Below are 15354 nucleotides of genomic sequence, written 5' to 3'. Positions count from 1 at the left end.
GGCGGACCGGCCGCCTTGACGGCTCCGGTCCGGCCGGGCGGCGCGGGACAGCGGACGCGTTCGCCGACGGACTTCCAGGTGCCGCGGTGCAGCCCGCGGATCCGCGCCCGGGGCAAACGACGCGGCCCGTTCGCTCGCCCGAGTGGAGCCTCGGGCGAGCGAACGGGCCAGGGACAAAGGCCAAGGACAAGGGCCAGGAACAAAGGCCAGGGACAAGGGCCGATGAGGTCAGGAGCGGACGGTGAGGTCGACCCAAGCGCCGTAGGTGGTCACGTTGCGGGTGTCGGCGGTGATGACGTTCCAGACGGCGCGGACCCGGTACTGGCCTCCCTTGGTCAGGCCCGCGAAGGCGTGTGTGGCGGTGCTGGAGGCATTGGCCTTGACGCAGGCGCTGGTGGAGATCGTGCGCCAGGCTCCCTGGTACCAGTGCTGCAACTGGAAGGTGATGCCGCACTCGCCGGCCTTGCCCGGTGCGACCGTGGCGGTCAACGACGGCTTGGTGCCCGGGCGGTAGATCCGGTACGTGGTGGTGCCGATCCGCACCGATCCGTGGTCGGCGCTCTCCTGCTCGCCGACCCGCGCCTGTACGCGCGCGATCACGCTCACCGTCCGCGGGGCGTACCGGTAGTCGCCCGGGAAGACCGCGTACACCGTGGCGGACACCGGGGAGGTGAAGGACGTGGACACGTTGCCTTTCGCGTCCACCGTGCCGGTCCTGAGCACCTTGACCGCGCCGCCGGCCGGCCGCTCCTCCAGCGTGACCGTGCGGCCGTTGTACGTCGTTCCCAGGTGCGCCGTCGCCTTGATCGTCCCGTCGTAGGCGTACGAGGACTTGTCCACCGCGACGCTCAGCGGGGTGGTGGCACGGTCCACGAGCACCGGTTCTTCGAACTGCTGGCGCGTCAGGTTGAGATCGGTGCCGGCGGTGTCGTAGGCGAACCGGTAGTGCACCAGGCCGCCGACCTGGGGCGTGTCCGTGAAGGTGAAGTGGCCTTTGGCGTCGGTGGTCACGGTGCCGACCGCGATGCCGGCCGGGTGCTGGGCGTCCACGCGCACCACGTCGACCTTGCCGACGCCCGTCAGCGGGGCCCCGCTGCGCCAGACGTAGGAGTCACCGGTGAAGGTGATCGCCTTGCCGCGGACGAAGTTCCCGTCGTGATCGGTGGTGCCGGTCTCTTGGAAGGCCCCGGTCGCGGCGGTGTCGGGCACGATCGGTCGTTCCGGAGTGAACGTCTGGTTGATCGGCACGACCCCGTCCTGGGGGTCGGTGAGCTGGACCTGGATCGAGACGCCCGTCCCGTGGACGGGATAGGTGCCGGCCACGGTCCAGCCCCTGGTCCCGCCGAAATGGGCGGTGGTCGGCTGCAACGGCAGCCCCCCGGGGTGCTCGGCGTCGTAGAGAGTGAGGGTGACCGCCGCATTCGGAAGCGAGTTCGACACGCTGGCGCTGACCGACCAGGCCTCCAGCTGGAAGGTGTAGGGCTGGCCCGCGTACATCGACGAGGACAGGAAGACGCCTCCGAGCGCTGCTCGTCCGATTTCCGGCTGCGTCTGTGCGAACAGGTGGTAGCCGCCGCCCGTGTCCTGCGCGACCGCGTAGAGAGCGCTGGAGTCCGGGGCCCAGGCGAGGCCGCCGACGGGCACCCTGTCGCCGTCCGGCAGGGGGAACCGGTAGCCGATCTGTGTCCCGGACGTGTTCTCGACGATGAGGTCGGCGCCCTCGGACGTGGCGAGGGAGCCGTCCGGTGCGATCACGGCATGGCGGAAGTCCAGCGGGTCCGTTCTTGAGTACGGCCGGACCGGAGCCACTGCGAGCGTCGGCGGATCGACCGCCCCGGGGTCGGAGACCGCAGGAGCTGTGGCGAACCATCCCGGGAAGCCCCCTGCCCCCGACTCGGCGACGTCCTTGCCGTCCGGGGTGAGCAAGAGATGCGAGTCCGGTGAGCCTACGGTGTACTGGAGGGCTCCCTGCCACTGCAGGGCGCCGTCGATGACCTGGAAGGTGTACAGCGTGTCGAACGAACTCGCCACGGCGAGTTCGTTCCCCGGGACCGGCGTGCCGGCCAGCACCTGGGTGGCGGCGCCGGACGTGTGCCAGACGCTGGACCGCACCGCCCCGTCCGGAGCGAGCGAGCCCAGACCCCGGTCGGTCGCCGAGGTCCAGCCGAACCAGACACTGCCGCCGGCCACCGCGAGCGAGGTGACGGTGAGGCCGCTGCCCGGGCTGTACTGGGCGGTGACCTCCAGGGTGCGGGCGTCGATCGCCAGGATGAGGCCACTGTCCGGCACCACCGCGTACAGAGTGCCGCCGTCCGGTGACACGGCCATGCTGGTGGCCCCCGCGGTGCCCGCGATCAGCTGCGGATCCGCCGCTTGCAGGTCAGTGGCGACGATCCCCGAACCGTCGGCGCCCTGGCTGACGAACACATGGCCGGCCGACTGGTCGACGGTCATGCTGGAGAAGCCGCTGAGAGCGAGGTCGGTCGACGCGTCCGCGTGCGCGGCCGGCGCGCCGATCGCGGACGCTGCCGAGATCGCGAGCAGGCCCAGGGCCGCCCGGAGTGTTTTCTTACCCGGTTCGCGCCGATCAGGGCGCGGGCGCCGGTGATGGAGCCGCAATTGAGGATCCCCCCAGAATGGTGCAGCGATGTCGTGTGGCGCACGTCGAAGGCGTGGGGATGTGAGCTTCGTTCGTACGACGGCACAGCTTAGATCGGCTGCCCCGCAGGCCCGGAGGGGCCCCGTCGCATTCCCGGTACGGCGCAGACGAGTTGACCACGAAGGCAGCTGCGGCCTGCCGTCGGACGGCCCCGGGCGAAGCTGCTCGCCCAACCCCAATGCCTTGACGTCGAGCAACAACATCCTTGGTGCCGGCTCCCCATGCGTCAGGCGGCATGCGGGGCGGCGGGTCCCGCGCCCTCGAGTTCGGCGTTCGGCAGCTGCTGGTCGGTCTTCGACAAGTCCTGCTCGGTCCAGATGCACTTGCCGCCTTGGAGATACCGGGCACCCCAGCGCCGGGAGAGCGCTGCGACGAGTTGCAGGCCGCGGCCGCCTTCGTCGGTGTAGTCGGCGTGGCGGATGCGGGGGGTGTTGAGGCTGCCGTCGTAGACCTCGCAGATCAGGCTCCGGCTGCGCAGAAGGCGCAGCCGGACCGGGCCGCTCGCGTGCCGGACGACGTTGCCGACCAGCTCGCTGACCAGTAGTTCGGTGGTGAGCACATGGTCGGCCAGTCCCCAGGCGGTGAGCTGTGCGCGGATGTACTGGCGGGCCTGACCGGCCGCCCGAGGATCCTGGGGGAGGTCGCAGCCGGCCACGTCACGCGGGTCGGTGCACCGGGTGTGGACGATGAGCAGGCCGACGTCGTCGTTGGTCTGCCTGTCCTCGGGCAGCAGAGCGGAGACAACCGTGTCGCACAGCTCCTCCAGCTGCCGGACGTCGTCCTCTTCGTCCGCGACCTGGAAGTACGCGGTGTCGGCGGCGGCCTGGGTCAGGACCTGCTGGAGCCGGTCCAGCCCCTGGTCCACGTCCTGGGTGGGCGACTCGATGAGCCCGTCCGTGCACAGGACGAGCAGGCTCTCGCCGGGCAGCTGCAGCTGGTGTGTCTCGAAGGGCGGATGCGCGGCGCCCAGCGGCGGGTCGGCGGCGACGACGGGGCTGTGGACGGTGCCGTCGCAATGGACGACGACCGGTCGTGGGTGGCCGGCCAAGGCGTACGAGCAGGTGCGGGCGACCGGGTCGAAGACGGCGTACAGACAGGTGGCGTAGAAGTCCTCGCCCAGGTCGGAAACCAGGTCGTTGAGGCGGTCGAACAACTCGTCGGGAGCCATGTCCAGGTCGGCGAGAGTGCTCACGGCGGTGCGCAGCCGTCCCATGGTGGCCGCCTCCGCGATGCCGTGTCCCATGACGTCGCCGATCACGATGGCGACCCGGTCGGCGGACAGCGGGATCACGTCGTACCAGTCGCCGCCCACTTCTTCGCCCTGGGCCGCAGGCAGGTAGCGGGCGGCGGCGCGGACAGCGGGGAGCCGGGGCAGCGCGCTGGGGAGCAGACCGCGCTGCAGTTCCCGGGCGCGGGCGTGCTCCATGTCGTACAGGCGGGCCCGCTCCAGGGCCTGCCCGACCAGGCCGCTCAGAGCCGTCAGCAGGGTGCGTTCCTCGTCGCTGAAGGGGCGCGGCTCGCTGAAGGACACCGTGCACAGGCCGATGGTCCGGCCGGAGGCGATCATGGGCAGGAACGCCCACGCCTCCTTCGGCGAGTGCACACTCACCTGGCTCATCGAGGGATAGAGCCGGTTGTACTCGGCTTTCGACTCGATGAAGCGGGGAGTGCGGGTCCGTGCCACGTCGTGGACGGTGGCGTAGTCGGAGAGCGGGAACCCGTCCATCAGCCTGGTGAACTCCTCCGGGTATCCGGCGGAGCCGACGGCATACAACCGCTCGTCCTCGTTGAGCACCTGGACCAGCAGCCCGTCGGCGCCGAACGGGGGCATCACATAGTCCGCGACGGCCTGCACAACGTCCTGGGCGGTCACGGCCTCGGCGAGCGCTGCGGTCAGCTCGCCCATCAGGATGGAACGCTCCGCCATGGCCACCGGACCAGGGGCCGACGGCTGGGGCACACCGTGCACGCGCGCCGCAGCCCATGCCGCGATCGCGCGCAGGAAGGACCGCTGCGTCTCGTCCGGCTCGCCGGCCGCGCCCGTGAGCACCGACAACACCCCGACGGGACCGTCGGCGCCGAGGAGCGGCACCGCGGCTGTGCCGGACGCCCCGATCCCCAGTGCGTCGCCGTCCACCCACACGTAGCCGCCGCGCCGGACAGCGCGTGCCGGGGCCGTGTCCTGCTCGCCGCGCAGCTGCGCCCACGCCTCGGCGACCGCCGGGGTGACCTCGTCGGAAGCCACCAGCCGCAGCCGCCCGTCAGCGGGCTCACGCCAGTGCGCCAAGGCTGCCAGGCCACCCAGGCACGTCTTCGCCTGTTGGAGGGCCAGGGCGAAGGCCAGGGCCCGGCTGCTGTCCGGCTGCCTTCCGTCCGGGGACCGAGCAGCCGGCGAAGCCCCGGGATCCACCGAGCCCGGCGGACCGGAGGAGTCTGCGGAGGAGGCCTTCCCAGCTGTCATTTCGCCCTGCCCGCCTTCTGCTCAGGGGAACGGAGGAATAGTAAAAATCGCCAGATTTCACCCCTCCTCAAGAACGCTAGCACTCTTCGAGACGAACGGTCCGCCGTCCACAGCCGGTCCCTGGCGGGTCCCGCCGGTCCCTGGCCGGTCCCTGGGCGGTCGCGGCGGCCGTCACCACCGCCCGCCAGGCCTTGGGGGCGCCGGGGACATCCCTGGGACCGTTCGCTCCGCTCGACGAGGACAGCCGTGGCCGCCCACAGGCCGGCGGGACCGGTCGCTGGGCGCCCTGGGTCAGCGGGGCATCTGAGGGGCGTGCTGGTCGCGGAGGGCGGTCCAGGCGGCGCGTTGTTCGGCGGAGACGGTCGGGGGGACGTCGTGGCCGGCCCGGTGCAGCAGTTCCAGCGCGGTCGCCAGGAAACCGACAGTCAGTGACCGCTCGATGCCCTGGTCGGTGCGTCCGTACCGATCCAGCGCCACCTCGCAGAACTCGCGCAGGGCTTCCCCGTCGATCCTGGCGTCGGCGCCGATGCCGGACGGGATGCCGAGCAACTGCGAGACGAGGGCGGCATGGCCGGTGAAAAGCCGGGCGACGGCGGAATCCACCGCCCACAGAACCGCGCCGGATTCCTTGCTCTCCTCGGCTGCGGCGCGGAATTCAACCGTATTCCCGGTGGTCCGAGGAATGCGGGCGCCTCGCTGGATCTGTTCCGCAGAAGCCAGCGGCAGCGTTCCGGCGGCAAGCACCGCACGGACCTGATCGAAAATGAGCGTGTCCTCCATGACGACGGACCGCGCCGCGATGTCGTCGACGAGCAGGCGCAATACCTTCAGCCACTCGCTGCGGAAATGCGCCTCCGGCACCACCAGCCGGCTGCGTTTGTTGAGCAGGTCCGCAGGCCCCCAGTCGACGGTGTCCCAGTGGGAGTCGACAACCAGGTCGTCGCCGTCCCGGTTGATCCGCCACTCGGCCTGAAAGCCGGACGGCCCCCAGCGGACGTGCACCGGTTTGTCCGACCCTTCCGCCAGCCTCGCCAGCATCACGGCGATGTCGTCCACCATGACCTGCAGTTCCTCGCAGTACACCAATGACACGGGCACACCGTTCCAGGACAGGACCATGCGGTCGGTGTCCGCCGGGTACATCTCGGCGATGGCCTCCGGCATGTTGTCCACGACGCCGGGGACGTCGCGGGCCTCCGGCGAGCCCGTCTGAATCCAGAAATCCATGACCAGCCTATTTGGTGTAAGGGTACGCGTGGACCGTACCATCCGCTCGGACCTTGACGTACAACGCGTCGGGTTTCTCGGGGGTTTCTTGGCCCGGCAGGTATTCGACGCAGTCGTTGTCCGGCGGCAGATCGAAGAAACCCTCTTTTCCAGGGCCGAGTTCCGCAGCCTTCTGTAGGGCATAATCCACGTCGGCCGGGCTGCCGAATTTTCCCTGCGGGTTCCCGGACTGATTGGCCCGCTGCGGCCCCTCGTTCCAGTCGATGCCGTGCTTGCCGCCCTTCAGGGCGTTTCCCTCGGGCTTGTATTTCTGCCCGTTCTCCGTGATGCCTTTGCGGACCTCGGCGATCTGCTTGTTGCGACTCAGCCCCGAGAGATCCGACTTGCGCTCGGTGTAGCGGGCCTGGTCCTCCTCGGAGATCGGCTTGGGCTCGCCCTTCGACGTCTCCGTCCCGGACCAGTCGCCGCCTCCGCCGCCGCTACCGCCCTCGGACGTCATGTCGACGCGATCAGGGCCGGCCGCGTCCATGGCGAGCTTGCCGCCGCCGGCCGCGATGAGGCCGACACCGCCGGCGATCGCAGCCGCCGACACCACGCCGGCCGGCACGCCGAGAAGAGCACCGACGCCGGTGACGTCGAGGGCCGCGCCGCCGATCTCTCCGCCGGCGCCCAGCGTGGCCAGCCCGACACCGGCCAGCACCTCACCCACCGCGCCGGCGTCGTGTGCCATCGCCTTGCCGAGCGACGCCAGGTCGGACAGGGCCGTCTCCCCCGCGTTCTCCAGGAAGTGCCCGGTGTCCGACAGGACCGTCCCGGTGGTGTCCTTGATCCTGTCCCAGGTGCTGTCGTGCATCCCGTCGTGTGTGATCGCCTGGTGGATGCGCGAGGCGGCGGCGCTCGCCGCCTGGTCCCGTATGTGTTTCGCCGACGCCAGCAGCCGCTTCGCCGCGCTCAGCGCATCCTGCGCCGCCTGCTGCTTCTTGTGTGCGGACGTCGCCTCCGGATCGTCCTTCGGGGTGTCCGCAGGCAGCGACTGGAGGTGCCGTCCGGCCGCCTTGCTGTCCGCGTCCGCCGCCTGCGCGTCGTGTAACGCCTTCAGCGACAGAGCCTGGGCCTGCGCCAGAGCGCTCGCCCAGTCGGCGTCGCTGCCCTCCCGCACGGTGACGCCCATCGCCGCGGCGGCGACGTCGTAACGGTGGAACGCCTTGCGCAGGTCGCCCACCGTGTCGTGCGCCGCGTCCCGGAACCGCCCCGCCGCGTCCGACGTCCACGACTCCACCGACGCCAGCGCCTGCACCTCGCCGGTCTCGCGCTGGATGTCGTCCGCGGTGTCGCGCAACGTCAGTCCGAGCAGCACCACCGTCTCCGGATCGCCCGGTATCGGGTCACCGCCCTCACCGAGCACGGCCCACTCGTGCGCCGGCGGCCGGCTCACTTGAACCCGCCCCCATGCGAGGCGTCCGAGTCCTGCTTGCGCAACGCCGCCGCCAACTGGGCATCCACGCCCTCGTAGGACGTCGCGGCGTCCTCGCTGATCACCCCGAGCGTGCGGATCCTCTCCGCCAGCCGCTCCCGGTGGATCCGCCAATTGTCCCCGAAATCCTTGAACGCCGACATGATCCGGTCATCTCCCAGGTCGCCCTCGGAGTAGCCTTCGGTCGGATTCGGTCGGCTGGTGAACTCGTCGTAGATCCGCTGCAACGACCGCGAGCACTCCCTCAACCGCGCGGTATCAGCTTTGAGATCACTCACGCCAGCCCCCACGTCGCCCGAACCGCGCTGTGCCGCAGCCATTCTAGGCGCGGGAGCTACGCGGAACAGGTGTTGTACGGACGCGGGCCGGAGGTCGAGTGCGGCCGGCCTTCACCGAGCGCTGCCCGGGGCGTCGTCCCGGCGGCTCCATGACTGTTGTTCCAGGTGCGGGGCACACGGGTAGGCAGGCCCTGGCCGCACATGCTCCAAGAGGGGGGTGGGCCGGTTGCCTGCGGGGCCGGGCGCAGGCGAGGGTCGCGTGATGCATGACCGGTTCAGGGCCGGTTCGGCGCGGGACTCCCGCGTAGCCGGGACGGAGCCCTGAGCGTCATCGAGCAGTGAGGAGTCGCCGTGGTCTCAAGGGAGCCGGACGGAGACGGCGGGCGGGCCTTTTGTCCTCCCGAGGGTGGGAGTCGTCGAGCGGACTCGGGGATCTTGGCGGGAATGCTGGCGGCAGCGGAGGCCGCGGCTCCGGTGGAGTCGCTCGACGTGGTCGCCGACATTCTCAAGGAGCACCTCGGGGCGGCGTCGGTGTCGTTTCTGATCATCGACTTCACCGGTAGTTCGGTCGTACGGCTGGGGGCCGCGGGAAGCGTCGAGACAGGTGAACCGGCTCGGCGCATCTTCCTGCGGGGCACCTTGTACGACGATGCGATCCGGACCCAGCAGCCGCTGGTGGAGGACAACGGCGGGGGAACGCTGGTGCGGATCGTCGCCCCGGTGACCAACCGCGGGGATACCCTCGGGCTCCTCGAACTCTTCCTGCCCAAGGCGCCGGACGCGGAGATCATGCGCGAGATCGGCGAGACCGCGCACGCGCTGGCATACATCGTCATCGCGAACCGGTCCTTCACCGACGTGTACCAGTGGGCCCGCCGCACCAACCCGCTGAGCCTGGCCGCGGAGATCCAGCACCGGCTGCTCCCGGCGTCGCTGGCGTGCGAAGCGGCGCAGTTCAGCGTTGCGGGGGTACTCGAGCCCGCCGACCATGTCGGGGGTGACACCTTCGACTACGTCATCGACCGGGACACGGTGCAACTCTCCGTCACCGATGCCATGGGCCACGACGTCGCGGCCGCACTGCTGGCCACCATCGTCGTGGGGGCCGTGCGCCGGGCGAGACGGGCCGGAGTCGGCCTCGAAGAGCAGGCCCGCCAGGCAGACCAAGCGGTGCGGGAACACGGCCGCCGGGGTTACGTCACCGGCCAGCTGCTCCGTATCAGCTTGCTCGACGGCGGGACCGAGTTCATCAACGCCGGACACCCCTGGCCGCTGCGGATGCGGGACGGGGCGGTTGAGGAGCTCGTTCCGGAGATCGACCTTCCGTTCGGCGTCCAGGCCCCGCACGCCTACCGGGTCCAGTCGTTGGACCTGAAGCCGGGTGATCGGCTGGTGATGCTCACGGACGGCATGCTGGAGCGCAGCGCGAGCAGCCTTGACCTGCAGGAACTGATCGTCCGCACCCGAGCGCAACACCCCCGCGAGGCCGCCCGCACGCTCATTGCGGCGATCGTCGACGTCAACCGGGGTCACCTGAGGGACGACGCGACGGTCATGTGCCTGGACTGGCACGGTGTGGACCGTGCCAGGCGGGATGCCGCCACCGGCGCCGACCTCACCGGTGCCTCGCACGCCCGCTCCGGTGTCCGGTACGCCCGCTGACGCCGGCGCAGCCACGGCAGACGTGAGCGCGCGCCGCGCGGGATCCGGAAGGAGCCGGGGGCCGGTACGTGGGGCGGGTTGCTGATTTGCACGGGCTGTGCGGCAGCCGGCGTGATGTCGGCGCCCTTACACCCCGCCGCCGGCGGTGCGGATTCGTTCCTCTTTGATAACCGGAGGTATGGCCTCCGCGATGGGGGGCAGTACTGGGTCCGGCAGATCCTACGCATCGAGGAGTTGACGTGACGATGTCCACTGAGCAGTCCGCAGCAGCGTCCCTCGCGCCCGCCCGGGCAGAGACGGCGGATCTGCCCTGGATCGAGGACGCGGGCAAGGTCGCGCCCAGCGACGCGCGGGCACTGTCGAAGCTGTTCTTCGACCGGCTGCAGAGCCTGGAGGAGGGCACGCGGGAGTACTCCTATGCGCGCGGCACCCTGATCGAGATGAACATGTCCCTGGTCCGCTTCGCCGCCCGCCGCTTTCGCAGCCGCGGCCCGGAGGAGATGGAGGACATCCTCCAGGTCGGCACCGTCGGTCTGATCAAGGCCATCGACCGGTTCGAGCTGAGCCGCGAGGTCGAGTTCACCACCTTCGCCATCCCGTACATCGTCGGCGAGATGAAGCGGTTCTTCCGGGACACCTCGTGGGCCGTACACGTCCCCCGGCGGCTGCAGGAGCTGCGGGTGGAACTCGCCAAGGCCAGCGACCACCTCACGGCGGTCCTGGACACCCCGCCCACCGTCGCGGAACTCGCCGCGTACCTGGAGATCAGCGAGGAAGAGGTCATCGAGGGCCTCATCGCCGCCAACGGCTACACCGCCGGCTCCATCGACCTGCCCCTCGGCGACACCGAGGAAGACGACGGGCGCTCCTACGCCGACATCATCGGCGCCAGCGATCCCGCCATGGAACTCATCGAGGACTTCCACGCCCTCGCGCCGCTGTTGGCGGAACTGAACGATCAGGAGCGGCTGCTCCTGCAGATGCGCTTCGGCCAGGAGATGACCCAGGCCGACATCGGCGCCCGACTCGGCTACTCGCAGATGCACGTCTCCCGGCTGCTGACCCGCCTGCTCGCCAAGCTCCGCACCGGAATGCTCACCGAACACTGAGCGGGACGCCGTCGCCCTTGTCGCCGGACCGGCGCGGTCCGGCGACCGGCTCGCTTCGCCCGCTCACCACGGTCCCTTGGCCACGACGACCGAGGCGTCGTCGTGGTACTTCCCGGCGATGCGCAGGAGGTGACCTGCGATCACGGTCGGGGAGTGCTGGAGGACTCCGGGCAGGGTCTCGGGGCTCCACCGTTCGGTCAGGCCGTCCGAATGCATGACCAGCGCGCTGCCGGTCGGCATCGGGTGGGTGAAGGTGCGCAGGGTACGTATCAGGTGGCCGGCGGTCCCCGGCAGCGACGGCAGGCTGCTCTTGGACGTGGAGGTCACGACCGCGCCGGCGATGTTGCCCACCCCGCAGAAGAGCACCCGCTCCTGGTCGGGTTCGATGCGTGCCACGGCCACCGCGGCGCCCCGCGTGCTTGCCAGGGCGTGGTGGATCTCGTTCACGACCTCCTCGGGGTGTCCGCCGGCGCCGGTGTGGAAGGCGCGGATCGCGACCTGGGTGGCCATCTCTGCCAGCGGGCCGTGGCCGAGACCGTCACAGAGCATCACCAGCACCGCTCGCCCCGCCCCGAGGGCCGCTGACGCGCGGCCGGCCGCGGGGCCGGCCGCGGGGCCGCCGCCGTAACCCGGCGTGGACCGGTCCGAAGCGCGGATACGGGCGGCTGCCGTCACATCACGCAAGGCATCCCCAGGCACTGGTGTCCCGGCGTCGTCCCAGCGCGCCGCCCAGCCGTCCCCGCACTCCTGCGCTCCGCCGATGGGCCGGGTCACTCCTCCCACCGCGGACTCCGACCGCTCACCGCCGACGGCCGGGCGGAGCCGCGCGTCGCGTGGCCAGAACCGGGCCAGCATCACCGTTCCGTGCCCGGGCAGAGAGTGCAGGTCGAACGTGTCCGCGAGCCGCGCGACCATGCCGAGGCCGATTCCCAGCGTGCCGGCGGTCGAACGGCCGTCACGCATCGAAGCTGCCACGTCCGCCATGCCCGGGCCGCTGTCCAGCGCGAGGAATTCGATCCCGCCGTGCTGCGCGGTCCGCACCACTCGCAGCAGGATCGCCCCCGCGACGGCGTGCTTGACCAGATTGGAGGCGGCCTCGGACACCGCCAGCGCGATCTCACCGGCCCGGTGTTCGCTCAGCCCGATCCGCCGGGCCAGCCGGGAGGCGGCCAGTCGGGCGCCGGTGAGGTCGTCGCGGAACCAGGCCACGTCCTCGCTTTCGAGCAGCAGAGCGTTCATGGTGTGCGCCCGGCGGCCCACACCGCGGCCGTGGGCCGCGTCACGTAGTCCATCGCTACCCCCGGAGTAAACGGCGCACCGGAGGAGGTCCCGCCGGCACGACTGGCAGCAGCCTGCCCTGTCGCCTGCGGTCAAACCTGACTGGCCACCGCTATCGGGCACCCCGTCCCCATGGTGTTCGGTGGAAGTTATCTCTGCCTCGGACTCCGCAAAATCTGTGATCGCTGGAGTAGACATTGGGCGGTGGCGTGGGTATGGTTTCTCTCGTAGTCCAGAGAGACAGCAGGGCCCGGCAGAGACGAACTGCCGGGCAGCAGGACACGCAGTCGCAGTGTGCAAGGCGGTGCGGTGGTGGAGTTTCGAAGCCAGGGCAGTTGCTGGACGGCGACGGGACTGACTGCCGGACCGGGTGGCCCGCAGTGATCAGGGGCCGCCGCGAGCAGTACCTCGGTAAAGGCGCCGGCGGCGGGCGCGCGTACCGGGAGGTTCGGCAGCGGGATTCGGAGCCGGAGCAGATGCAGGACGGGCGACGGAGCCGACTGTCCGAAGAGTGGCGCTGGCGCAGGCCACCAGTAGTTCGCGTCACCGGCAGTACGCGGTAGCGCGTGACCAGTTGGGCAAGTGATTGCCCGCAGAGGGAAGAACGGAGGGCTCCGCGCCATCAGGATCGCCCGGGCGGACGTCTTGAGCCCGGGTACCGCAGGACATCGATTGTGAGGTGGTCTCCGGTCAAGCAACCGCGATCCCCGCACCCCCGACGTCATCTCGGTCGGGTCTGCGGAAACAGAAGGCCGGCGCAGTTCTAGAACCGGCAGATGGTGTTGATGTTCCTTCGGGGCCCTGGCTGCCATACGGCGCCAGGGCCCCTCGATGCTGGGCCCCTCGATGCTGGGCCTCTCCCTGCTGGGCCCCTCCATGCCGGGCCCGTCCTGGCATCGCCGAAACGGTGTCAGGCGCGCTGCCGGATCAGCGACCGGTGGGACGTCCGGCGCCGAATGCCGCAGCGGCAGCGGTCAGCCGCATCTCCTCCAGGGACGCCGACTGGTGCTCGGCGCGCTCCACAAGGGTGTCCAGGTGATCGGTGTAGAGACGCTGGTCGGTCTCGGCGAGGGCGCGCAGCGTGCGCCAGCAAGCGGCCTTGCCCCGTACGCCCAGAAGCATGGATTCCAGCTCCAGGACATCGCTCAGAGGGGAGCGGGAGAAAAGGTGGCCGTTGGGCTTGAGGCGGCCGGCTTTCTCGGCCAGCCAGCCGAGAGCGATCTTCGAGCGATCGGGGGTGATACCGAGATCGGTCATGATCTGCAGCAGCGAGTCGCGGTCCTGCTCGACCTGCCTCGCCAGATCTGCCAGCGTTTCGTCTCGCCGGGTCTGCTGGCTCTGCTGGCCCTGGTGGCCCCGCTGGGCCTGCGCGGCCCGGCGGAAGAGTTCCACGCCCGCGGTGGAACCGGACAGATGATCATTGAGGTAGATCGCCAGCAGATCAGCGCTGTCCGCGGAGTCCTCCGACGACGCGTCGGCGGGTGACGGCTCGTCGCCGGTGGCGTGCATTTCGCGGTCCACCGTGGCGGCGAGTTCGGACCAGCTGTCCTCGAACTTGGCCAGGCCCTCGCGTTCCAGGGTGTCGGTGACGTCCGCGAACCGGACGCCGGCCCGCTCCAGCGCCTCGAAGTGGCTCGAAGCCGAGATGGAGTCGTCAGTCGCCGGTGCGTGCACGGGAAGGGTTCCGTGATCGGCGAACGCGGCCAGCGTGGTGCCGGGCATCGTGTTCACCGTGCCGGCGATGACGAGCTCGCTGACGTACAGGGTGTCGGGGTAGGCCGGATCCTTGACCCCGGTCGATGCCCACAACGGGCGCTGCGGACGGGCTCCGGCCGCGGCGAGGTTCTGCCAGCGGGGCCCAACGGCCATCTGCTCGTACGCCTCGTGGGCCAGCCGGGCGTTGGCAATCGCGGCCTTGCCCTTGAGCGCCCGGGCCTCGGGGGTACCCAGGGCGTCGAGGCGGCGGTCGACCTCGGTGTCGACCCGGGAGACGAAGAACGACGCGACGGAGTGGATGCCCGCCAGGTCGTGGCCGCCGGCCAGCGCCTGTTCCAGGCCGGTCAGGTAGGCGTCCATCACGGCGCGGTAGCGGTCCAGGGAGAAGATCAGCGTGACGTTGACGCTGATGCCCTCCGCGACCACGGCCGTGATCGCCGCCAGTCCTTCGCGGGTCGCCGGAATCTTGATGAACAGATTCGGCTCGTCCACCGCCGCCCAGAGCTTGCGGGCCTGGGCGACGGTGGCGTCGACGTCCTTGGCCAGCCGGGGATCGACCTCGATGGAGACCCGTCCGTCGGTCCCCCCGGTCCGCCGGTACACGGCGCCGAACGCCTGGCAGCCGGCCCGGACGTCGTCGGTGGTGAGGGTGAAGACAGCGTCATCGACGCTCTTGCCCTCCACTCCCAACTGCCGCAGCTGCTCGGTGTAGCGGTCGCCCTTGGACAGCGCCGAGGCGAAGATTGTCGGATTCGTCGTCACCCCGACGACGTGCTTCTCCTCGATGAGCCGCTTCAGCTCACCACCGGCGAGCAGCTCCCGCGACAAGTCGTCCAGCCATACCGAGACTCCGGCGGCGGACAGTTCGGCAAGTGGATCGGACGCGCTGGAAACGGACATGAAGATCCTCCAGGGAAGGTGGGCCCCCGTGGGCTCAGCGGCTCCACCGGGCCGCTGGTTGCCGATCGGCAGAACGGTCGCCGGCGGTGGCCGCCGGATGCTCGTCGCACAGGGGGAAGGTGTCCCGCCCCGGCCGGAGAACATCCCTGCCTTTTCAGTGAAGCGGTGTCGGACAGTCGTCCTGAGTCGTCCTGAGTGCCGGGCTGTCCCCGGAGAGGTGGATCCGCTGCGTGTTTCCGGAAGACACCCCAGCACATTGCTCCTATCCGCGATTTCCCGGCTCACCCGACCACGGGATGTATTTCCCTGAAAGCCAGCGGGCGCCGCCCACCTCGGAGGGTGGGCGGCGCCCGCGGAACGAGCTGGTACGGGCTCTACCAGCGGTACCACCGGTTCCGGCTGCCGCTGGAGTGGGTGCCACGCATGACAAATCCCAGCACCCACACGACGAGCACGATAACGGCGATCCACCACAGAAGGTGAAGCGCGAAGCCCCCGCCGAAAAGAAGCAGGGCGAGCAGAAGAACGATGAGCAACGGTCCCATGATTATCAACCTCCAACGAGCCGTGTGCCCCCGACTGAAACACCT

9 protein-coding genes and 1 pseudogene are annotated in these 15354 nt (G+C 70.2%); 2 read left to right on the top strand and 8 right to left on the bottom strand.

The features are described from left to right. Positions 1-228: 228 nt before the first annotated feature. The 5 genes from GA0115240_RS26265 to GA0115240_RS26245 all read right to left on the bottom strand — a co-directional run bounded on the left by GA0115240_RS26265 (position 229) and on the right by GA0115240_RS26245 (position 8099). Positions 229-2619: a hypothetical protein gene (locus tag GA0115240_RS26265; protein ID WP_093740313.1), complete on the bottom strand. Its 2391-nt coding sequence runs from the start codon at positions 2617-2619 to the stop codon at positions 229-231. Between the two features lie 266 nt (positions 2620-2885). After that, entirely contained in the window at positions 2886-5120 is a 2235-nt protein-coding gene (locus GA0115240_RS26260; protein ID WP_093740311.1) for an ATP-binding SpoIIE family protein phosphatase, read from the bottom strand. Positions 5121-5411: 291 nt separating this feature from the next. Next, positions 5412-6389: a DUF6086 family protein gene (locus GA0115240_RS26255; RefSeq protein WP_161302464.1), complete on the bottom strand. Its 978-nt coding sequence runs from the start codon at positions 6387-6389 to the stop codon at positions 5412-5414. Further along, the gene (locus tag GA0115240_RS26250; protein WP_093740307.1) at positions 6355-7782 is read right to left on the bottom strand and encodes a hypothetical protein; all 1428 of its coding nucleotides are present in this window, start codon (positions 7780-7782) and stop codon (positions 6355-6357) included. The genes GA0115240_RS26255 and GA0115240_RS26250 overlap by 35 nt, the downstream gene beginning before the upstream one ends. Beyond that, the gene (locus tag GA0115240_RS26245; protein ID WP_093740305.1) at positions 7779-8099 is read right to left on the bottom strand and encodes a hypothetical protein; all 321 of its coding nucleotides are present in this window, start codon (positions 8097-8099) and stop codon (positions 7779-7781) included. The genes GA0115240_RS26250 and GA0115240_RS26245 overlap by 4 nt, the downstream gene beginning before the upstream one ends. Before the next feature lie 444 nt (positions 8100-8543). Here GA0115240_RS26245 and GA0115240_RS26240 point away from each other — a divergent pair, with 444 nt between their 5' ends. Together GA0115240_RS26240 and GA0115240_RS26235 are read left to right on the top strand one after the other, a co-directional pair. Beyond that, positions 8544-9761, top strand: coding sequence for a PP2C family protein-serine/threonine phosphatase (locus GA0115240_RS26240; RefSeq protein ID WP_093740303.1), 1218 nt, complete (start codon positions 8544-8546; stop codon positions 9759-9761). Between the two features lie 245 nt (positions 9762-10006). After that, positions 10007-10870 (top strand): SigB/SigF/SigG family RNA polymerase sigma factor, encoded by an 864-nt coding sequence (locus GA0115240_RS26235; RefSeq protein WP_093740301.1) that lies wholly within the window; start codon positions 10007-10009, stop codon positions 10868-10870. Positions 10871-10933: 63 nt separating this feature from the next. On the opposite strand, the gene GA0115240_RS26230 is transcribed toward GA0115240_RS26235, so the two are convergent. From GA0115240_RS26230 to GA0115240_RS26220, 3 genes and pseudogenes are all read right to left on the bottom strand, one after another. Then, positions 10934-12109: an ATP-binding SpoIIE family protein phosphatase gene (locus GA0115240_RS26230; protein ID WP_093740369.1), complete on the bottom strand. Its 1176-nt coding sequence runs from the start codon at positions 12107-12109 to the stop codon at positions 10934-10936. Positions 12110-13642: 1533 nt separating this feature from the next. Beyond that, a pseudogene (gene tal / locus GA0115240_RS26225) lies at positions 13643-14764 on the bottom strand (transaldolase); the annotation flags it as partial. Positions 14765-15138: 374 nt separating this feature from the next. Next, positions 15139-15309: a DUF5670 family protein gene (locus GA0115240_RS26220; protein WP_176725173.1), complete on the bottom strand. Its 171-nt coding sequence runs from the start codon at positions 15307-15309 to the stop codon at positions 15139-15141. Positions 15310-15354 lie beyond the last annotated feature (45 nt).

The organism is Streptomyces sp. DvalAA-14, assembly GCF_900091855.1.
Lineage (GTDB): Bacteria > Actinomycetota > Actinomycetes > Streptomycetales > Streptomycetaceae > Actinacidiphila.
Note: the sequence above shows the minus strand (reverse complement) of the source record. Positions and strands in the feature narration are given on the sequence as shown.